The organism is Lutispora saccharofermentans, assembly GCF_024363565.1.
Lineage (GTDB): Bacteria > Bacillota > Clostridia > Lutisporales > Lutisporaceae > Lutispora > Lutispora saccharofermentans.
In genome coordinates, this window is sequence record NZ_JAJEKE010000003.1 from 277,788 (window position 1) to 300,504 (window position 22,717).

Sequence of the window (22,717 nt, forward strand, 5' to 3'; positions counted from 1 at the left end):
CCGAATATTTGAAAGAAATCAATTCCAATAAGCCAGCTTTAAAAACATATTTATGATTTTTACCTGCTCTGAAAACTCTGCATCAGATAATACGCCATGGTTTTTACCTATGATGCCTCTAGACTCCAAACTCCATAGCATTGATTTAAGGTTTGGATAGTTATCTTTATTTTGTCCTACTACCCAAAGGAAATCTTCCAGCTTCTTATAATCCAAGCTGCTTTTCAATTTTTCATTTTCATATAATGATGGATCTAAGATTAACCTAAACGGCAGCATAACTTGATAACGATAATCTCCTGTGCCGTTTGGGATAAAATCATTCATATACTTTTTATAGCTTTCGCATACTATTCTATACATTATATCTCTCCCTAAACACTGGCAGTTGTTTTATAAACTGACTTTTCTTTGACTCATACAAATCATTTCTGCTCAAAACCTCTAAAATTATTTTATTTATAAGCTCCTTATCGGCTACCTTAATAAGCCCGTCTAAATCCTCCAAATCTTTCTGCTGCAGCCTTATTATTTTGCTAACTATTATATCTTCTGCTGAAAGTATGTAGATGTTTAGATAATGAAAATTATTAAGCCTAATAGCTCTTTCCTTATATGTAGGTGATATTATAGTGCTTTCATATTCCAATAAATCAAAGTCTCTTAATTGCACAAAGATCTTACCTAGCTTTGAAGGATAGTTTAGATCAATAAAATCGAAATCTCTTGTAGCCCTTTCTGTATAGCCCCCTAATATGCATGCGGACCCGCCTAAAAAATATATATCAAAAGGATCTATTTCAAATAATTGAGCTACCTTTTCCATATCTGAGATTTTGTTTTCTAATTGTTTCTTTATTTCCATCATTATCACCACTTAACGGAATTATTGAACGAGACTTCATTCAGAGGGGGATGAGCCCCCGCTGAATGTTAGTCGAGTCCATACTGGACTTAGCCGCCCTTTGTCACATGCCGCCTATAAAGGCGGGGGACTTAGGGCGGGTTAGTTCAGTGTTATAGCTATTATAGCATATTATAGTTTTTTGTTGATTAATAATTTGAGTTTGATATAATAATAGTAAAGAGACCGCCACAAATGTGGTTGCCTCACACGTGTTAATTTACTTCATCACACTGCAAGGGCAATTGCGGTGTGATTTTCTTTTTTTGCTACTTTCTCTTTGTAAAAATCGCTATTATCAAAGATAGCAAAGCCACTATGAATAACCCGAAAGTCAACATCAAAATCAACGCTTCGTATGTATTCACGCTTCACCACCTCCTTAGTAAAAGGAGGCAAACCACACCTGCAACGGTCTTACATGTATTATAGCATATTAGCGGCAAATAAACCTCCGTGAAAATCTGTGCTTTGCACCCTGAATTCTAATTTATATTTTATCAAATAGGTCCTCTTGATGCATTAAATTCTTATGACATCTATGGTATAATGTAAATATTTCCACTAAGAATTTTGGCTAAAAATGCCGAAATATAAATATAGGGTTTAGAACTTAAAACTAAGGAGTGAACAGCATGCACATCAGTAAAATGAAAAGAAAAGCAGCTATAATATTGGCTCTTATAATGATATTCAATCTATTGCCCCATGAGATCCTCAGGGTCCACGCCTTTGACCCGGGGGAATTTTGGGTGGATACCGTAACAATATTTAAAATATATGACAAAGACAGAAATGCGGTGCAGCGCAGAGTGCTGATCACGGGAGGATACCTGAAGGATGCGGATGTAGGTATTGTGACCAGCGAAGGCTATAAAAGGCTTACCAAAAGGACCGATAATACCGAAGGTCTGCTCCAGTTTGACATAGATGATAATCAGCTCGGCAACTCCCTGCGAATAGAGGGAAAGGAAATATTATTGAACGAAGATGAAATGCCTACCTTGACGGGAGTAAACCGCAGGGTGGAGCAGGGAGCAGGCGATTTGATACTCCAGGGCACAAAGCTTAATAATATAATGGATAAAGCCAACATCAAGGCAGGCTATGAGCATAAGGGAGCCTATACGCCTATGGATGATACTAAGTTTAATAATCCTTCGCAAGTTACCATAGAAAAGCCTACAGGCGCATTAGGACTTCAAAATATAATATTTGAGAAGAGCGAGCAGATACCCAATGTATATTTCAATGCTAAAAACCCTTCTGTTAATGTTAATGTAAACATTAAATATACATATAAAGATCAGTTCAGACTATATCAAAACATAAACGTATCTAATCTGCGAATGTACCCCAACAGAGGCCAGAAGGGTGATAGGGTATACTTTGAAGCTGATGCAGGTACGCTGGACTCCTATGATGTATTTTTCCTGAAGGAAACCAACGGCACCGACCCCTACACAAATAAAAACAAAGGCCAGAATAAGACTTTTCAGCAGAATATAAACGGAAAAGATATTCTTACGGTCACTGTGCCGGATATAATAGAGGGAGAATACTATGTGGTGCTCACCAATGCGGTGGCCCAGAACATGGACCCCATGCTGGAGGTAACACAGGAGAAGGCCCTGGATGAAAAATTCACCGTAATAAACGCAAACATAAAATCGAGGATAATCAGCATCAATCCCAAGACGGGACCTGATACGGGCTCCAAAGCGACCATATCCTCCCAATTCACCGGCACGCTGAACATACCGGAATTTGTCCCTGCCAGCGACGATAAGACCTACAGCTTCTCTGACGGTGACAGGGAATTGGTTGTGAACTATGTTTACGGCACATATAAAAATGACAGCTCAAGCCAGTATGAAGCAGTCAGGAATATCAGGATAATAATAGGAGACAAGGCCACCTTTATGAAAAAAACCTCAGGTGATCCTGATGTGAGCTTTACAAAGGATCTGGACATCATAAACATCATGACTGCCCAGATCACCGATGCGGATAGCAATCCCGTAAAAGACGTGGTTATAGAGACAGAGACAACGATAACCAGGCTGTCTGATAACAGCGTTGTCCAGACCATAACGGAAAGGGCAGTGCTGGCCAAGGGATATACCTATATACCCAGCAAGGTAGAGCCTGTGGTGGACAGCATAACACCGGACAAGATACAGGTCATAAAGACCAATGATGATAATTATAAAACCACTGACTCTAAAAGGCTGATGGCTATATACGGCAAGAATTTCATGGTACATAAATATGCAGACTCCACAGGAAAGGATATAGTGAGATATCCCATAATAGAGCTGGGGCCTGATATAAAGCTTGACCCCAATGATCCGGTACAAAAAGAGATATTGGAAATGAAGGTATTAAACTCCTATGGAGAGGAGCTGGACGGTTCTGCCGGGAATGAAATAGGCACCAGAATACTATTTTACCTTCCTGCTAATTTGGGACCCATAAGCAACATAGGCAAAACCTTCATAAAGGTTACAAACCCCATAAGAAACTCAATGGCTCCCGGATTGGTGGGCACCAAGGTAGACGGAGTGGAATTCGTATTGGTAGAGGACAACAAAAACCCCATAATAAGCGGCGTAAACCCGGATACCGTAGCGGTAGAGGGCGGCGTCGAAGTAAAGGCCACGGGAAATAACTTCATGAGCGGAGTAAGGCTTTTCCTGGACGGAGAAGAAATAAAAAATATAAAAAGAGCGGAAGACGGCAAGGAAATAACCTTCACCGCACCAAAGGGGAGAGAAGGCACCACCCAGATAATGGTCATGAATCCGGAGGGCGGAGCTGCCACATGGCATTTCAATTACGTAAAGACCTATACAAACCCCAAGATATTTGATTTTGCGCCCAAATCCGGCAATACGGGCACTCTTGTGGTGGTAAAGGGCGATAACTTTATTCCACCGGACCCGACGGACAAAACCGAGCTGAAGCACAAGCTTATAGGCACCAGGATACTCTTGGGAGGCGTGGATATAAATGATTATGAACTGGACAATGATAAGAGGATAGTTCTCAAGCCTTATAAGGACCCATCGGGAGAACCCGTCATAGATATAGCGACTGCAGGAAGCCTGACTTCCATAAAGGTGGCCGAATACTACCATTCCGTAATGTTTGCGGACGCGGACAACAATTATTATACCATCACCATAGATGGGGCAGGCAGGATAAGCTTGAGCGACGGAGTCCACAATACTTATACTCTGAAGCTTTCGGGAAGCCAGATAAAGGCCGATAAAAAAGACGGCTCTATATATGACTTATCTTCGGATAAAGAAGGCATAATGATATCCGATGGAGCATCTGTCATACTCTCACTAAAGATGATGACTCCCTATAAAACCGATGCGGAGGGAAAAATAATAGGCAACAGGGTAAAGGTAGTGGACAAGAACACCATATACTTTACAGTGCCTGCTCTTCCTGCCGACGGATATTATGATCTCACCGTGCTGAATCCGGATACCAAGAGGGATGATAAGAAGGGAACAAGCGGTTTCTACTATTTCGCTCACCCTCAGAGCAAGCCGGAAATAGATAAGATTGTGCCCAGCGAAGGCACTACCGACGGCGGCTATGCCATAGATATAGAGGGCAATGACTTTATGGATATAGGCATAGACAAGTCCAAGGTGTTCATAAACGGTATACAGGTACCGGCGGCCGATATCCAGGTAAGCCCAAACGGCAAGACAATAACTGTAAAAAGAGTGCCCAAATATCCGGGAGATCTGTTTAAAGAAAAGGGGACCAACCGGTATGCGGTACCGGTGGTGGTGGTAAACCCTGACGGGGGAAGCGTTAGCCGGGAAGGCGGCTTCACCTATCTGGTTCCTACCAGTCACCCCAAGCTGGTAAAGATCGTTCCGGCAAAAGGTACTGCTGCCGGCGGTGAAGTGGTGGAAATCACCGGTACCGACTTCCGTTTCTTTGAGCCCTATGAGGACAGCAACAGGGACGGGAAGAGGGATGACGACGAACCTTTCACCGATATAAACGGAAACGGCAAATGGGACAGTGAGACAAACTATGATGAGTGGATACAATATGCAGAGATCAATCATCCAAAGTTTGAAAAATACCTTGATTCCCCCATATTGCCCAAAGTATTTTTCGGCGATAATCTGGCCAAGATTGTGGAGTTTTCCCGTGGCTACCTCAAGGTGATCACTCCGGAGGGAGATGCGGGCAAGGCAGAGGTATATGTAGTGAACAATGATGCGGGAACCTCCGATAAGGTCACCTATACCTATGAAGCTTCAAACCCCAAGATCACCAGGATATTCCCCAGAGTAGGCAAGATGCAGGGAGGAGACACTACGGAGCTTTTAGGCTCCGGCTTTGCCAGAACTGACATGGATATTTACAATGGAAGTACGGATGCTGCCGGAATATCCTTATATGATGTAAAGCAGATGGCGGCAGTAAGATTCGGAAGCCTTACCAACCGGAATATAGCCAGGGAACTGGACAACTCCGGAAGGATAGACAACAAAAGGACTACGGTAAGATTTGAACTTAACAAAATGAGCTTTGAATACGATGCATCAAGCACTAATACCAAGCTCACCATGAGCAAGGTCGTGGATGACAAGATCTACAAAGCAGTCATAAACGGCTATGACGACACCGTAAAATATATACCTCTGAAGCTTATGGAGACTAGCTCTAAAGAGAAATTCGAGGGTACAGGCCTTGTGAGAGTAGAGGTAGAGGATGGAAGGCTCCTCATAGATACAGGCTACTCGGAAAATGTGAGATACATTGACTCTACCCAAGTTTTTGTGACGGTGCCCACCCATCACACCATCGGGAACAATATACCTGTGGAGCTGATAAACCCGGACAAGGGAAAGGCTGCTATAGCCTTTGAATACATGAATCCTTACGATTATCCGGTAATAGCCTCTATAGAGCCTATAAACAAAGTTCTAAAGAACGGCTTGATAATAGACTACGACAACAATCCTTCCGATGATGATGAAGAATATTATACCTATGTATCCGTTACCGGCGGTGTGCTTTTGACCATTACGGGAAGCAACTTTAAGAGGACTGCCAAGGTATATCTGGATGACAAGGAACTTCAAATACTGGACAGAAGCCCTAACGATGATAAGCTGCTGGTAGTGATACCGCCTGGGGATGAAAGCCAGATAGGATCGAAAAAACCTATAACCGTGGACAATGGTGACGGCGGTGTTACCAGCACCAGGGAACCCGGTGATTATTATAAGATGAAAGCCCCGTATTTTGTGATGTACCAGAAAGGCCTCAGCGGCCCTAAGATCGACAGCGTCATACCGGATAAGACCTCCAGCAGGGGGCAGAACATCATAACCGTAATAGGCATGGACTTCAGGCCCGGTATAAAGGTCTTCATAGGAGGAGTGGCCGCAGAAGTAGTAGAGCTTCAGGGCACGGAAAAGATAAGGGTGAGGGTGCCTCTGGGACTCATACCCGGCAAAGCTTCGGTAATGGTTCAAAACGCAGACTATGGTGCAGATGAGAAGAAGGATGCCATAACCATCATAAGCTCTCCCGAAATACAGGACATACTGGATGAGCAGGGAATAAGCCTGAGCCCCAGAGTCCTGGATATGACGGGGGGCCAGAACATAATACTGCAGGGCATCGAGTTCCAAGAAGGAGCCCAGATCATATTCGGCGGGGAAATAAAACCCAAAGCAGAAGGCGAGTCCGGGATACCGGGAACCAATATCAGAGATGAAGAGGTTTATGTGGTAGGAGGTACCGCCGGCACAGTGAGCAAGGTGGAAAACGGAACACTCATATATGTAACAACACCTGCCATGCCGGAAGGAGATATATCCATAATCGTCATAAATAAGGACGGGGGAGTATCGGAGGAAGTAAAGATACAAGTAATCCGCCCATTGCCGGGCAAACCCTCAGGCGTCAAGGCACAAGCGGTGGACGGCGATACGGTAAAGCTGGAATGGGATGGAACCGCCCAGATGTACCAGATATTTGCTTCCTTCGGAGAGAAGAACTCTTCCAAGGAACTCAGTGAATACAGCTATATAATTACAGTTGAGCCGGAAAGATATGATAAAGAAAAGCTGAGATACTATGTGAGAGGCCTTGCGACGGAGACCTGGTATAGATTCAGGATATACGCCGTCAATGACTTTGGAGTGTCTCTTCAATACGGTCAATCCAACAGCGTAAAGACTCCCGACACCATACGCTCCGAAGCTAAATACAATGACGAATATATAAACCCCGCAGGCAGGACGGACTGGACTGAAAGCACCAAGGATAAATTCATATACAACATCGGTGAAAGAAGCCTGAAGGAAGGTGCTCAATACTATCAGATAGAATTAAGAAACAAGAATGCAGGAGCCTCGGCTTCACGCATGATAAAGATACCTGTAAACCTTGTCCGAAGCTATGACAAGTATTATGCGATCTGGGACAAGGATGTATCTGTAAAATTTGACACCAAAGCCTTGAGGACCGGCGAAATAATGAATATAAGCGATAAGGAAGATGCGGCTGCCGTATTGGAAATATACTCGCCAAAGGGTCAAAGATATGATGATATCGCATTGCTCCTAGGCAGCAGAAATAAGCCCATAAAGCTCATAGGCATAGGCTTCAGACTGGAGAACAAGGACAAGACCCAGAACTTAAAGCAATTCACAGAGCCTATGGAAGCCGCTATAGTAATAGACTCAAAATATGCTAATAAAGAAAACCTGGAACTATACTACTACAATATACCGTCTAATAAATTGGAAAAGGTAAACTTCACCAAGAAATCCGGTGAAGCCGTAATAAATGCAAAAATTACCAACCCCGGAGAATATGTGATTATTAGCCGCTAAGAGAACGGAAACCACTGAAAGATACGGAAACAGCCACTGAATTTCACGGAGGACATGCTATGCTGCTTTATCAAGATATTTCAAAGGTTATTGTAAATTCAGCATATGAAGTTCATAAGTTTCTTGGGAGCGGATACTTAGAAAAAGTATATGAGAATGCGCTTATTAAGGAATTGGAAAGCAAGAATCTAAAGTGCGAACAGCAAGTACCATTGGAAGTATATTATAAAGATTATATGGTAGGCGATTACATAGCTGATATAAATAGTAGAAGATAAAATAATACTAGAAATAAAAGCAATTTCAGGGATAGAAGACAAGCACTTTGCACAGCTATTGAATTACTTAAAAACAACGAGAAAAAAATTAGGGTTTATTATAAACTTTGGAGCCAGTAAAATTCAGATAAAAAGAATAATAAACTAACCATGTACAAAATATAAACTCCTTTTCGTGAAATTTAGTGTAAGATTCAGTGACTTTCAGTGGTTACCGCACCCCAAGCCTCCAGAGGCATACTCAACACTCCGAAGGCATACTAAAAGAATATCGAGTAACTATCAAAAACCACTAAAGAAGCAATATGTCAAATTAATATCCCTTTCGTGACTTTTAGTGGTTAAAAAAACCCTCGGAGCAACACCCGAAAGGAATGATCTCAATGAACTATCGAAAACGTTACATCACCATACTGATAACGATATCCCTGCTGACCGGCACTATCTTCGCCGAAGGCCCCATCTATCCGGTCCCTGCCTACGGCAGAGCCCTGGTAGATCAAGGCGGCTTCACCGACATAGCCGGCAGCCCCAGGGCAGCTGATATACTCAAGCTGCGCATGCTCAACATAATCCAGGGCAGCAACGGAGCCAAATACAGGCCCAATGACAATATCAGCTACCAGGAAGCGGCTGCCTATCTCATAAGGCTTTTGGGCATGGAAGAGGCAGCACTGGAAAAAGCCGCTGCCATGGCCCAAAGAGGCACAAAGCCCAATTATGCTGCGGACACCTGGGCGGTAGGCTATATGGAAGAGGTCCTGGCGCAAGGCATAATGACAGCGACAGAGCTCAGGGAGATGGAGACACTGAGCAGGGCCCAGCTTGATGCCATTGACACCCAGGTGAAGGCCGAAGCAAAGAGAAAATGGATGACACTGGCTCAGCGGGACGCCCTGAAGAATGAAAAGACTGCAGCGGCTCAGCTTGAGAATAAATCAATGAAAAGGGCAATAAGCCGCCAGAACCTGGCTATGTGGCTTTTCAGAGCCCTTAAGCTCCAGGAGATACCTTCCAAGGATATAAACTATGTCTACAAATACAGCGACTACAGCAGCATCAAGCCCGAGAGGCTCAGTGCGGCGGAAGCCCTGCTGCAAAAAGGCATCCTCGGATCGGCCGCCAAGGACAAATATGCTCCTACAGCCGGTGTAAGCCGCGGTGAGGCAGCAGAAGCTTTCAATAATATAGTAGAAGCTTATCCGGATCTGACAGGTATACAAACCGGTGTGGCAAGGCTGCTGAAAGCAAACATGGGCTATAATATGCAGTCCGCATCGGATACCCAAAGCCTGTCCTACAACCTGGAAAACTTTGATGGCACAGGCTTCACTGCAAAGATGGAAGCAGACCAGGCACTCCCCGTTATAAAGGGCGGCAGAGTATATGATCATAACCTGCTGAGAGAAGGGGACACTGTAGAATATGCCTTAAGGGACGGGCAGATGCTATACGCCGCCTTAGGCGACTACAGCTTTCTCCAGGGAACACTCAGCTATCATGATAAAGATGGAAACATAAGGATAGAGGACAGCCAGAAGGGCATCACAGAGCTCAAGCTCGGAGCAGATACTATAATAACAGCTCTCGGCAAGCCTGCCAGGGCTGCAAGCCTCATACCGGGGCAAGATGTCAAAGCCTTGTACAAGGGCAATATCATAAGCAGGCTGGACATACAGGAAAACGCAGACTATTATGCGGACACCGAATATATTGACGGCATAATCAAATACATAGACAGGGCAGGAAGGCTCGTGAAGCTGGAGGACTATGACGGAAACCTCCGCACCTACGGACTGGACGACAGGGTCATAGTCAGCATCAATGACTACTATGAAACCCTGGAAAACCTCCAGCCAGAGCAGGATGCCACCTTTGAAATATCCGGAAGAACGATAAAAGCCATAAAAGCCTTTACCATCCCCGGAGAGGAAGCAAGCAAGGATTACCTTGCCGTCCTGAGGGTCAGGGCTGTCGAAGGCGATACGATAAAGGTCACCAGGCCGGAGGACAGGCAGAATCTCATGAGCTTCAAAACCGACAGCATCACCTCCATCACATATCTGGGCTACCCTATCAAGCTCTATAATGTGAAGGTGGGAGACCTGGTAAAGATACAGACCAATGAAAACAGCAAGGACAGGGCCGACAGTATCGAGCTCATGACCAAGAGGCAGAGAGTGGAAAAGGTATACAAGGCAAAGATACTCAACACCCTTCCGGGACAATACAGGCTGGCATTATCCCAGATACAGACCTACAAATATCCGGGCTGGTCCAAACTGGATGATGAAAAAACCTTTCCGGTAAAAAGGGATGCAGAAATATATAAGGACGGCAGGAAGCTTAAGCTGGATGATCTTGACAAGCAAAGAAATGTAGAAGCCTATATAGTGACGGTAAAGGACTTCGGAGAAGAAACCATAGCCAAGATCACATTAAAAAGCGTCAGCGAGGACTCAACCTTCAGCGGGACCTTCGATGCCCAATGGACGGACAACTCCATCAAGCTGGCTGACGGACAAAAACTCAGCTTTGATGACGGAACTATAATAATAAAGGACAGAAGGCTTTTGGACACCTCAGACCTGACCTACAATGACGAAGCCTTTGTAGTAAAGAATAAGCTTCCCGGAGGCAGCAACTATGCGGCGCTGGTATCCATGGAAAACGGCAACGGCTTTGACTATAGGAATGTAGTCCGGGGCTATATCCATGACATGGGCGAAGACAATTTCTCTCTGGAAAGCTATGCAAACTTGGTGGATAATGAATGGGACTATCACTATGGTGATGAAAACTATTTTTATGTCAGCAAGGACGGCAGGATTCTGGACAATGTGCTAAAGCGCAGCTACATAACAAGAGATACTTTCTTAGAAAGCAGATTCTGGGATTTAGGGAGCAATGGAAAACCCAAAACCAGCACCGATCCCAAAAAATATACAATACACGACCCAAGGCTTTATATGGACGATAAAGGCCCTCACTACGAAAAATGCAGAAGCCAGCATATGCTTGCATATATAATTGTAAATGAGGACGGAGAAGCTACTGCCATAAATATCTATAAGAAGGACGCCGACTATAGAAAAGAAGAAATGACATTCAAAGAAAACCTCATTACAGGAGAAGTGGTAAGCAGCAACAGCAGCTATACCCAGCTTACGCTCACCGATGTGAAGGAATACAGCAAATTCTACAGCCAATGGCAGCCTACAGGCTCAAAGGCAGTGATAAACACTCAAAAAGCTTTGATAATAAAGAATGAACAAGCAGTGACATTGAGCGAACTGTACCCGGGCGACAAGATATACGCCGTCACAGACCAAAACAGCGGCATAATCCTATTTGTAGAATAAGAGGAGAACGGGGAACGGAAACCACGAAAAGACACGGAATTTTCACGGAAAAGCACGAAAGGAATGAACTATATAAGTTGCAATATATAACCATGTACAAAATATAAAATCCTTTTAGTGAAATTCAGTGTAAGATCCAGTGACCTTCAGTGGTTCCCGTCCACCCAATACCCAAAAAGGAGCATCTATTATGAAACGATTGATCACAACCCTAATAATTTTAATACTGCTATCCACTGTTGCCTATGCGGACATCCTGGAGCCGGGAGTGAGCAACGAAAGCCAATACAAGGAAGTCATATTCCTCTCAGGCCAGCCCGTGGAATTCACCGGCAGGCTCAAGATCACTACATCCGGCAGCAAAAACGTCATAAAGCATACCTATGACTATAATCTCACCGGACCCAACGGCGCCACTCTCACAAGGAAGGTGGTATATCTTGTTGACGAGGAGACGGATCCGGAGCTGAAGCAAACAGCCTTAGGAATAGTATTGGACCCGAAGGCCAAGGTATCGGAAAGGATTACCATTGGCAATAAAACCTATGTGCTTCAGGAGCAAATACTGAACAAAGCCTCCAATACCCAGGATAAGAGCGTCATCAAATATACAAGCGGAAAATGGAACGGCGTGAAAAAGTATACAGAGGGAAATAATGATATCACCGTTGATATATACGGAGAAAGCTATAAATATGACAACGAATGGAGCACAGTGGAGACAGCCCTGATAAGGCATGTCATAACCTATTACAATACCATCGGCAGCTCAAACAACAGGCAGGAAAGCACCGGCAGCGTGGAATACGGCGTGACAAATATCAGGGAGAAGGAAATACTATCCCAGCAAAGCCTGCCTAACCAGATAAGCTTTAAAGAAAGCTATATGATAAGCGAAAAAGAAGAAAATACAGTGGCATACAGCTATGATATGCCTATTATAACAAGCTCAAGGACCACGAGCAGGAAAAACGGAGAAGGCAGCTTCAAGCTAACTACCCTGCCCAAGCTGACTCCGTTGCCCATACCATCTTACACAGATATTACAGGATATTGGGCAGAAAGAGATATAAACAGGCTGTTCAGCCTCGGAGTGCTGGCAGGAGACAGCAAATACTTCAATCCGAGAACGGCGATGAACAGGGCGGAATTTTCCAGAGCTCTGGTAAAGGCTTGCGGCCTGGAGGAAAATCTGGATAACACAAAACCCAAATCCAAAAAGGAAGTCCAGCAGGATATAATATTCTCCGATGTAGACCCCAATCACCCCTACTACCCATACATAAAAAGGGTTACAGAGCTGGAGCTGATCAAGGGAACAGGCTACAATACCTTCGGCCCCGAAGAGCACCTCAGCAAAGCCCAAGCAGTGACAATACTGATAAGGGCTCTGGGACTTGAGGACATAAGGACCTTCAATCTGGGCAGAACCTTTGCGGATGAAACCGAAATTCCCGATTGGGCCAGAAAATCCATATATGTAGCGGAAGAACTGAACATAATCGACACCAATGAATACAACATGATCCAGCCCAATAAGGAACTGACCAGAGGCGAAGCCGCCAACCTGATAAACCGCTTTATAACCTACCTGCAAAAAGAAATAAAAACCGACTACCGCGAAAGAGTGGTAAACTTTAACTAAAAGAACGGAAAGAAGAACGTAGAACACGGATTAACACTGAAATCACACGGAATTACACAGAGGGCAGTAGGAAACTATTCATAACTGTTTCCGCAAATGTCATCCTGAGCCCAGCTCTGTTTCCGCAAATGTCATCCTGAGCCCAGCTCTGTCATCCTGAGCGCAGCGAAGGATCTTAGAATCTTATATTGATGATGATATTTCACTATGATATTATACAAGTGAAGGTAATCGGATAAAGCAGGGTGTGGTTATCACTTTTGACAAAAAAATAACCCCCTGCTGGAACCAGGGTGGTTATAAAAATTATTAACCAATCTTGGTAACCGCACCATGTGGTGCTGATTACCTTCATTTATATTATAACACAAATGAAAGATAAGTAAGCAAAGAAAAATAAAATCACCCTCCGTGAAATTTAGTGAATCCTTCAGTGTCTTTCAGTGGTTCCCGTCCCCCACGACCCTAGAGGAATCCCCTAAAATCCTGAGCTCTGAGCTCTGAACCCTGAGTTCTAGACCCAGACCCGTAAGGAATACCCAAACACCAGAGGCCAGAAGCTAGTGGCCAGAGGCTAGAAGCTAGAGACTGACCCCAAAGCAATACCCCAAAGGAGTGATAGAATGAAACAAAAAATCCTGGCCCTAATCCTAATAATATCCATGACACTATCAGGAGCCGCTTTTGCAGCCCCCGGCGCCAACCCGGATACGATAGAAACCTTGGAATCCCTCATGGACATCATCAAATCCGACTACTACAAGGATGTGGACGATGCAGCCCTCATCCGCGGAGCTATAGACGGCATGTTCAATGCCCTGGACCCTCACAGCAACTATATGAACGAAGAGGAATTCCGGGAGCTCAACACGTTTACCAGCGGTGAATTCGGCGGTATCGGCGTCACCATAGAGAAAAAAGACAATGCCATAACGGTAGTATCACCTGTAGAAGGCACCCCAGCCCATAAGGCAGGCCTGGACACGGGAGATGTCATTGTATCCGTTGACGGTACCGATATATCGGATTACACTCTTGATAAGGCGGTATCTCTCATAAAAGGTGATCCGGGTACCAAAGTAAAGCTGGGCATCAAAAAAGCCGGCAAGACAGAAGTGACATATATAGAGTTTACCAGAGAACTCATAAAGGTGGAGTCCGTAAAGAAAGAAACACCCTTTGGCAAAAAAGTCGAAGATGCTATAAAGGATAAAAATATAGGCTACGTAAGACTCACAGAATTCAGTGAAAACACATATTACGACTTCAAAGACGTCATAGAAGCATATAAAAAAGAAGGCAAGAAAGGCCTCATAATAGATATCAGGAATAATCCCGGAGGACTTTTGGGCTCAGTAATAGATATATGCAAGGAAATAATACCCGAGGGCCCCATAGTCCACATCGATGCCAAGGGAGAAGAAAACGATGCAACCTACAGCTCAACCCTCAAGAATCCTCCCTTTAAGCTTGCAGTATTGGTCAACGGAGGCTCTGCATCCGCATCGGAAATACTTACGGGAGCGGTGAAGGACTCCAAAGCAGGGATCATAGTAGGAACCAAAACCTATGGAAAAGGCACAGTCCAGGATATACTGTACCTGACCAACGGCGGCGGTATGAAAATAACTGTGGCGGAATACATGACAAGAGACAAAATTCATATAAACGGCAAAGGCATTGAACCGGATGTAGTGGCAGAGCTGTCTGCAGAAGAAAACCTGGCACCAGTAAAGATGGACAGAGACATCATTGTAGGCACCGTAGGACTCGACGTATACGGCATCCAGCAGCGCCTCGACAACTTAGGCTACACAATGAAAGCCGACGGCGTCATGGGCCAAACTACCCTGGCTGCAGCAAATAAGCTTCTCGCAGACAACAAGCTGCCGGAAGTAAAAACGCTGACCAAAGCCGCTCAGCAAAAAATCCTTGAAATCTACACCCAAAATGCCGGCAAAAACATCAAAGACACTCAACTTGAAACAGCCGTTGCCGAACTTCAAAAACTTCTGAAATAGCAGTTTTACAAAATCAATATGAAAAATGTCGGTTTTTCATATTGATTTTTCTATTTCATAAATGTAAAATATATAAGTTATAATAAAGAATAAATGTTTAAAAAATAGAAACCTAGGGCTTGGGAGGCACACTCAAATACTGCGGAGAAATACTAAAAAAAGAAATACCGAATAAGCACCAAAAACCACTAAAGAATCAATAATGCAAAAAAACCCTTCCGTGAAATTTAGTGAACCCTTCCGTGATTTTCAGTGGTTCCCGTAATCCAAGACCCCAGCGGCATGCCCTAAACCACGTGCCAGGACACAAAAGAAATACTTGAGCTCTCGTAACTCGAAACCCGCAACAAATTAATGAACGGAGTGAATTAATATGTCCGAACCTAAATATATTTTCGTCACCGGAGGCGTCGTATCCTCCCTCGGCAAAGGAATAACCGCTGCTTCCTTGGGACGACTGCTTAAAAACCGCGGTCTCAAAGTGAGCATGCAAAAAATCGATCCATATCTGAATATAGACCCGGGCACCATGTCGCCATACCAGCATGGTGAAGTATTCGTCACCGATGACGGAGCAGAGACGGACCTGGATCTGGGCCACTATGAAAGATTTACAGATAATAACCTTTCCAAGAACAGCAGCGTAACGACGGGCAAGATATACTGGTCCGTTATTAATAAGGAAAGAAAAGGCGATTATCTCGGCGGCACCGTACAGGTAATCCCTCACATAACCAACGAAATCAAATCCAGGATATACAGGGTAGGCAAAGAAAGCAGCCCTGATGTAGTCATCACCGAAATCGGCGGCACCGTCGGCGATATAGAGAGCCTTCCCTTCTTAGAGGCCATAAGACAGATAAAATACGAAGTAGGCAGAGAAAACGTACTCTTCATTCACGTCACTTTGGTCCCATATCTCAGCAAAGCAGGAGAACTGAAGACCAAGCCAACTCAGCACAGCGTCAAGGAACTCAGAAGCATTGGTATCCAGCCGGATATCATAGTCTGCAGGACGGAAAAACCAATATCCAGAGAGCTGAAAGACAAGATAGGACTTTTCTGCAATATAGACGGCGAATCTGTAGTGCAAAACACCGATGCCGATACGCTGTATGAAGTTCCCCTTCTATTATATAAGGAAGGTTTAGACTCGTTGGTAGTAAAAAAGCTTGACCTGCAATGCGGCGAGCCGGAATTGGAAGAATGGAAAGGCATGGTCAGCACCATACTCAATCCGAAGCATAAGTTGAAAATTGCTTTGGTAGGCAAGTACGTAGAACTTCATGATGCCTATCTGTCCATAGCGGAAGCTCTGAGCCATGGAGGCATAGCCAATAATACGGAAGTAGATATCAAATGGGTGAACTCTACCGATTTGAATGCAGATAATTACGAAAAAGAACTGAAGGATGCAGATGCCATATTGGTGCCCGGCGGCTTCGGCACAAGAGGCATAGAAGGCAAGATACTCGCTGCAAGATATGCCAGGGAGAGCAAAAAGCCATATTTCGGCATATGCCTGGGCATGCAGATAGCAGTAGTAGAATACGCCAGAAATGTTTTAGGGCTCGAAGGAGCTCACAGCACCGAGCTGGATCCAGATACTCCCTACGGAGTCATAAGCCTCATGCCTGAGCAGGCCGACATAGATGACCTGGGCGGCACCATGAGACTGGGCCTTTACCCCTGCAAGATCAGCGAGAGCACCAGAGCCTATGACGCATACAAGGATGAACTCATATTTGAAAGGCACAGGCACAGATACGAATTCAACAATGAATACAGGGAGCAAATAGTAGGAAGCGGCCTCATATTAAGCGGCCTATCACCCGATGAGAGACTGGTGGAGATAATAGAGCTCAAGGACCACCCATGGTTCCTCGGCTGCCAATTCCATCCGGAATTCAAATCCAGGCCAAACAGGCCTCATCCTCTATTCAGAGACTTCATAAAAGCAGCTCTGGAATGCAAGTAACGTCATCCTGAGGACTACGCCCGAAGGATCTAATATTTGTATCATATACGTCTATAACCTAGCGGAGAATTTATTCTCCGCTAGGTTTCAATTTTTATGATATAATAAAGTCAATGAATGTTAGGAGTGATTTTATGGAAAAAATACTTAACGAAATACTGAGTGAAGTAAAAACCATAAAGACGGATATAAACGGGCTAAAAGACGAGGCAAAAACCATAAAGACGGATATAAACGGGCTAAAAGACGAGGCAAAAACCATAAAGACGGATATAAACGGACTAAAAGACGAGGTAAAAACTATAAAGACAGACATAAAAACTATGAAAGTAGACATAAGCAGCTTAAAAGAGGGCCAAATCAGGGTAGAAACTCAAGTTTTGGAGAATACACAGATACTAACGGCTCTTGAACATGCGGCACACACAAACAAGGCTGAACATGATAATATAATAAATGAAATTGCTGAAATTAAAGGCGAGATTAAGAATATGAGGAACAATATTAATACTGTTGAATTAGTAACTTCTCAAAATTGGACTGAAATAGCAAGATTGAAATCAATAAAATAGAACCCCGTAGCATCTGTGCCGGAATTAAAAGGCTGCCACACTCAGGGAGAATCCATGGCAGAACTTATGGCAAACATAAAGGAAGCAATAGAATTATGCTTGGAAGTACAAAATAAAGATGGAATGGTACTTGCATGGGACAGCGATTTTACCAAGCTGACACCATTTGAAAGAGAACGGCTAGCTAAAGCTGATATAGAAATCATAAATGGTGAAACAATAGACCATTCAAAAATAGACTGGAACTGAATAAGAAAATCAATAAAAAACTTCCACGGAGATAAACTCTGTGGAAGTTTTTTATATCCACAGGCTATTCACAACATATCAACAAGGAATTTCCTCAACTATGTCGAATATCTCAACTTATCCATATTATCTGAAATGGGGTTATAATTTGGAAACTCCTAATTATATGAAATTAAATGTATGGAATAATTCAAAAGATTTAGCTGTAGAAATATATAAGCTTACAATGGATGGCGAGCTGAGCAGAGACTTCGGCCTTAAGGATCAAATAAGAAGAGCTGCCGTAAGCATAGCCAGTAACATAGCAGAAGGCAGTGAGAAGAGTAGCAGTAAAGACTATGTAAGGTATCTTAATATTGCTAAGGGTTCTATAGCTGAGCTACTAACACAATTGATTATTGCTAAAGAAATTGGATATATAAATGAACAGCAATACAGGATGTTTTATGAGAAATACACAGAGATTATGAAGATGTTGGTAGGTTTAATAAAAAGTAAATCTAAGCTGGAATGATGACCCAAAAGGAATACTACCTGGCTCCTGAGTTCTGAACCCTGAGCTCTAATTATTACATTAATGTTACACTTACTTACCACTAATTGACTCCATATGTGGAAGTTGCTATAATGTGAAGGAGAGCACAGTGTTGCTCCATATTTCCTATTCTACCATGGGAAATAAACCTAAGACCTCAGAGCAAGACCCTAAAATATAACTCTATAGGAATACCCAAGTTCCTGAGTTCTGAGTTCTGAACTCTAATACAAAGACCCAAAAGTAATACCTAAACTCCTGAGTCCTGAGTTCTGAACCCTGAGCTCTAAAATAAGGTAGCCCTCCCCATCCGGGGTTGAAATACATACGGGGGTTCATGCTACAATACACTCCCGAGAAATTATAATCACAAGGAGGAGAAAAAATGAAAAAAGTGTTAGCACTTGTTTTAGCATTTGCTATGATGTTTTCAACCATCACAGTAGCATTTGCTGAACCAGAAGTTAGTGCTGAAGCTAAGGCCCTTGCCACAGTTGGCATGCTTGAAGGCGACGGCAATGGCGTGACTGCTGAATACACAGCCAAAGAAATGACTAGATTCACAGCCGCTATATCACTTTTAAAACTTAAAGGACTCTACAACGATGCATTAGCATTCAAAGCCGATGCTAATTTTGCAGATGTAGATGCAGTTAAATGGGAAGAAGGCAAGAACATTCTTGCATACCTAAAGGCTAATCCTGGATTAGGCTTTGGCGGAAACGAAAAGGGCGAATTCAATCCTAATGGCAACATCAATGAGCAATCTTACTACAAAGTATTGCTTGAAACATTAGGATACAAGCAGACTACAGCTGAAGTAGCTGGAGACTTTGCTTGGGAAGAAGTTCTTACATTTGCTGAAAGCATAGGCTTAAAGCCTGCTAAAGCTGAAAAGTTCACAGTTGATGAACTTGCAAAAGCTACAGTAGCAGCTCTTAAGACTAATGTAAAAGAAGGCAAAGCTCTTATCAACGTATTAGTTGAAAGCGGAAAAGTTGACAAAGCTAAAGCTGTAGCAGCTGAACTTATGCCTGATGCTCCTGCAGTTGCAGTTGAATCTGCAAAAGCAATGGGAAATACGACAGTTAAGGTTACTTTTGATGGAGATGTAAATTCAGCAGTTGAGAATGTCGAATTATATGCTGTAGAAGGACTTGAAGTTAAATCAGCGGCAGTATACGGCAAAGACTCAGTTCTTTTGGAGACAGATGCTCAAACAAGTGGTAAGCTATATACTTTAGTTGTTGGAGAAGTTAAAGTTAATTTTACAGGTATAGCAAAAGTTTCAGGTGCTCCTGAGCTTAAGACAGCTAAGGGTGCAGATACTGGATTAGTAGATTTAACATTTGATAAAGTATTAGACGCTTCAGCACTCGACGTTGCTAACTATTCAATAGCTGGTGCTACTGTTGAATCAGCAGAATTTGATTCAGCTATGAAAGTTGTTACTTTGAATGTAACTGGATTGACAGCAAGAAAATCCTATACTGTAAAAGTTACTAACATTGAATCAGTAGACGGCGGAGTATTAAAATCAGGTTCAAAACCTTTTGTAGCTGTTAGCGATACAGTTGCGCCTAAGATGTCAAAAATAGTAGCAGACACATATACAAGATTCAAAATTGAATTTAATGAATATGTGACTAAGGAATCAGTAGAGGATGTTGCAAACTATACAGTTAAATCAGGTTCAACTGAACTTGAAGTTTTGAAAGTTGAAGATATTACAACTGATGATGATGACTATACTATCGCAGAAGTAACAACAGCTCCTCAAAAAGCTATAAGATATGAAGTATCAGCAAACAACTTGGTTGACGATTCTGTATTGGCAAACAAGATGACAAAAGCTTCAAAGCTTAGCTTTACAGGTAAGAACCAGGATAAGACACTCCCTAAGTTTAAATCCTATGAGTATGTATCAAGAAATAACGTTGTAGTTACATTTGATGAAGCTAGTAGATTAGATCAAGCTACTGCTTTTGATCCAAACAATTATACATTCAATGAAGATGTAGCAGTTGAAAAAGTTGAACAGCTTCCAGGAACAAAAGCTGATTTCAAATCAGTTCTGCTGACTGTTTCAGAGATTTCATTAAACAAGTCATATAAGCTGACTGTTGAGGGTGTTGAAGACGAATATGGCAATGTAATGAAGAAGGCTACTCCGGGTGCAAAAAGAGTAAGTGCTGATAACCTTGCAGTAGCAAGCGTAACAAGCGTAAAGGCTATATCGTCAACAAAAGTAGAGATAAAATTCTCAAAATATCTGAATGCAGATACAGCTAAAGCTTTAGGAAATTATACAGTAAACAATGACATAGGTAATCCTTCAGCCGTTAAATATGAAGCTGACAAGAACAAAGTTACACTTACACTAGCAGAAATGGTTGCAGGAAAGACATACAAAGTTACATTAAATAATGTACAAGATATAGCAGGCAATAATGTAAAAGCCGTTGATGTTAAATTTGTTGGATATACTTCAGAGAATGATATAGATGCTCCAACAATTGAATATGTAGAAGCATTAAATAAGAATGTTGTTAGAATAGAATTTGATGAAACTATATCAAATCCAACATCTGCAACATTAGTAATAAAGGAATTTAAAGGATTTGACTCCGATGGCAATGCTATAACGGGTACTACTGCAAAGACATTAAACGCTAAAATTGGATATGAAAGCGATACAATAGTAGAATTTAGCGGAGTTACTTTTACCGATGAAAAAGAGTATGTTATAACTTCACTTGATGCAAAAGATAAAGCCGGTAATGCATACAAAGCTGCTCTTGATAGTGATGCAATAACTTTCTATGCAACAACTGCTGACGTTGAAGCTCCTGAACTTCTTTCTGTAACTCAGGTATCTGCAAAGAAGTTTGAGTTAACATTTAGCGAGAAAGTTCAAAAAGTTGGTGCATTTGATGGCTTAACTTCAGGTGTAGATGCTGATGATGAAACAATAGGATATTTAACTTCTACAAGGATACTTGAATATGGTAAGGAATATGAAGATAGCATAGGTGATGCATTTAAGAATTATCATGGTACTAAGATTGCAAACTGGGAAGATGACGGAAAGAAAACTATCATTGTTGTTGACCTAGACGATCAAGAAGCACCATATATTGAAAACGTAGAAGCAATTGATAGAAAAACTATAGAAGTTACTTTCAATGAAGATATTGAAAAAGCAGGCTCATATGAAATTGAATACTACAATGACAAGGATAAAGAGGTAACTATTTCACCAACTTCAATGAAGTCATCTATTGATGATAATGTTGTTACATTAACCTTGAATACTGCTACACTTGAATCCAAATACACTTATACATTAAGAGTAACTAAGAGTGCATATGATGTTGCGAACAACAGTGCTGATAATGTAGACGAAGAATATTCATTCACTGGATCAGACATAAGACCTATAGATAATTATATTATAGGTGTTGAGTTTGTAAATGGAATGGAGATAAAAGCTAAGTTATTTAAGGCTCTTGGAAGTTTGACAAGTGCTGATGTAACTTTAGAAAATGAAGATGAAGTAGATATTGAAGCAGGTGTAGCTCCTATTGCAGCTCCAGCAACTACTTCAGCTACAGTAACAATTACAACATCTGAACCATTAAGAAGTGATGAAACATATACATTGACAATTGACGGTATATCGGGTTCATTTACTTTCGATGGTATTGTTGAAGATGATTTGACAGTTGATTATGATGATAATGAAACTACTACTCCTATAACTGATGATAACTATGTATTCACATATTCCGATATGGTAAAAGATGACCATAAGGTATATGCTTCAGTTTACAATATAGATGGTAGTGGTCAACTTGAAGGAACAGCTTCAATAAGCCAGACAGTTGCTGGAACTGTTGATGAGCCAGCATGCGAAATAGCAGCTGTAGACGGTGGATTAGGCAGAGTTATATTAAGTGCATACGTAAGACATGATGTTGATGGCATAGTTCTGTATACTTATACAGACGCTGATTTAGAAGAAGTAATTGAAGCAGTTTTAGCAGCATATGAGGCTAGAGCAGAATTATTAGCTGATCCAACAAATGTTGAATTAATAGATGCTGAAGAAGAAGCTGAGGATGCGGCTGTTTCTGCTATACTAGGTTATGATGGAGTAAGCAGAACTCAGTTATTAGAATTATTAGATGATCCTGAAGCTGAAGAGCCAGCTCTAAATTAGTTTAAAAAAAGGGGCTGTCGCACTAGCGGTTAAAAACCGCTAGTGAACTACCCCCTATCAA

At 42.4% G+C, this 22,717-nt stretch carries 14 protein-coding genes; 11 read left to right on the forward strand and 3 right to left on the reverse strand.

All coding sequences use genetic code 11. The features are described from left to right. Positions 1 to 18 precede the first annotated feature (18 nt). The 3 genes from LJD61_RS06190 to LJD61_RS06200 form a co-directional block, all read right to left on the reverse strand. A complete protein-coding gene (locus LJD61_RS06190) occupies positions 19 to 363 on the reverse strand; it encodes a hypothetical protein (RefSeq protein ID WP_255226651.1) in 345 nt (114 codons plus the stop codon). Beyond that, positions 356 to 865 (reverse strand): DUF6036 family nucleotidyltransferase, encoded by a 510-nt coding sequence (locus tag LJD61_RS06195; RefSeq protein ID WP_255226652.1) that lies wholly within the window; start codon positions 863 to 865, stop codon positions 356 to 358. The genes LJD61_RS06190 and LJD61_RS06195 overlap by 8 nt, the downstream gene beginning before the upstream one ends. 308 nt (positions 866 to 1,173) lie before the next feature. Then, positions 1,174 to 1,272: a putative holin-like toxin gene (locus LJD61_RS06200; RefSeq protein WP_255226653.1), complete on the reverse strand. Its 99-nt coding sequence runs from the start codon at positions 1,270 to 1,272 to the stop codon at positions 1,174 to 1,176. 267 nt (positions 1,273 to 1,539) lie between these two features. Here LJD61_RS06200 and LJD61_RS06205 point away from each other — a divergent pair, with 267 nt between their 5' ends. From LJD61_RS06205 to LJD61_RS06250, 11 genes are all read left to right on the forward strand, one after another. Then, positions 1,540 to 7,794 carry an IPT/TIG domain-containing protein gene (locus LJD61_RS06205; RefSeq protein ID WP_255226654.1) on the forward strand — a complete coding sequence of 2,085 codons (6,255 nt, stop codon included), beginning with the start codon at positions 1,540 to 1,542 and terminating at the stop codon, positions 7,792 to 7,794. A gap of 59 nt (positions 7,795 to 7,853) precedes the next feature. After that, on the forward strand, positions 7,854 to 8,072 hold the full coding sequence (locus tag LJD61_RS06210) for a GxxExxY protein (protein WP_255226655.1): 219 nt from the start codon (positions 7,854 to 7,856) through the stop codon (positions 8,070 to 8,072). 31 nt (positions 8,073 to 8,103) lie between these two features. Continuing rightward, positions 8,104 to 8,220, forward strand: a complete 117-nt coding sequence (locus LJD61_RS20695) for a GxxExxY protein (RefSeq protein WP_408614932.1) — start codon at positions 8,104 to 8,106, stop codon at positions 8,218 to 8,220. 235 nt (positions 8,221 to 8,455) lie between these two features. After that, positions 8,456 to 11,434: an S-layer homology domain-containing protein gene (locus LJD61_RS06215; RefSeq protein ID WP_255226656.1), complete on the forward strand. Its 2,979-nt coding sequence runs from the start codon at positions 8,456 to 8,458 to the stop codon at positions 11,432 to 11,434. A 190-nt stretch (positions 11,435 to 11,624) separates the two neighbouring features. Then, entirely contained in the window at positions 11,625 to 13,079 is a 1,455-nt protein-coding gene (locus LJD61_RS06220) for an S-layer homology domain-containing protein (RefSeq protein ID WP_255226657.1), read from the forward strand. Positions 13,080 to 13,702: 623 nt separating this feature from the next. Then, positions 13,703 to 15,100: a S41 family peptidase gene (locus LJD61_RS06225; protein ID WP_255226658.1), complete on the forward strand. Its 1,398-nt coding sequence runs from the start codon at positions 13,703 to 13,705 to the stop codon at positions 15,098 to 15,100. Positions 15,101 to 15,473: 373 nt separating this feature from the next. Beyond that, the gene (locus tag LJD61_RS06230) at positions 15,474 to 17,078 is read left to right on the forward strand and encodes a CTP synthase (protein WP_255226659.1); all 1,605 of its coding nucleotides are present in this window, start codon (positions 15,474 to 15,476) and stop codon (positions 17,076 to 17,078) included. A 134-nt stretch (positions 17,079 to 17,212) separates the two neighbouring features. Next, on the forward strand, positions 17,213 to 17,650 hold the full coding sequence (locus tag LJD61_RS06235; RefSeq protein ID WP_255226660.1) for a hypothetical protein: 438 nt from the start codon (positions 17,213 to 17,215) through the stop codon (positions 17,648 to 17,650). Positions 17,651 to 17,665: 15 nt separating this feature from the next. After that, complete coding sequence (locus LJD61_RS06240; protein WP_255226661.1) at positions 17,666 to 17,899, forward strand: type II toxin-antitoxin system HicB family antitoxin; 234 nt, start codon at positions 17,666 to 17,668, stop codon at positions 17,897 to 17,899. A 40-nt stretch (positions 17,900 to 17,939) separates the two neighbouring features. Beyond that, positions 17,940 to 18,413 carry a four helix bundle protein gene (locus LJD61_RS06245; protein ID WP_255226662.1) on the forward strand — a complete coding sequence of 158 codons (474 nt, stop codon included), beginning with the start codon at positions 17,940 to 17,942 and terminating at the stop codon, positions 18,411 to 18,413. Between the two features lie 406 nt (positions 18,414 to 18,819). After that, a complete protein-coding gene (locus LJD61_RS06250; RefSeq protein ID WP_255226663.1) occupies positions 18,820 to 22,656 on the forward strand; it encodes an Ig-like domain-containing protein in 3,837 nt (1,278 codons plus the stop codon). The last annotated feature ends 61 nt before the right edge of the window (positions 22,657 to 22,717 follow it).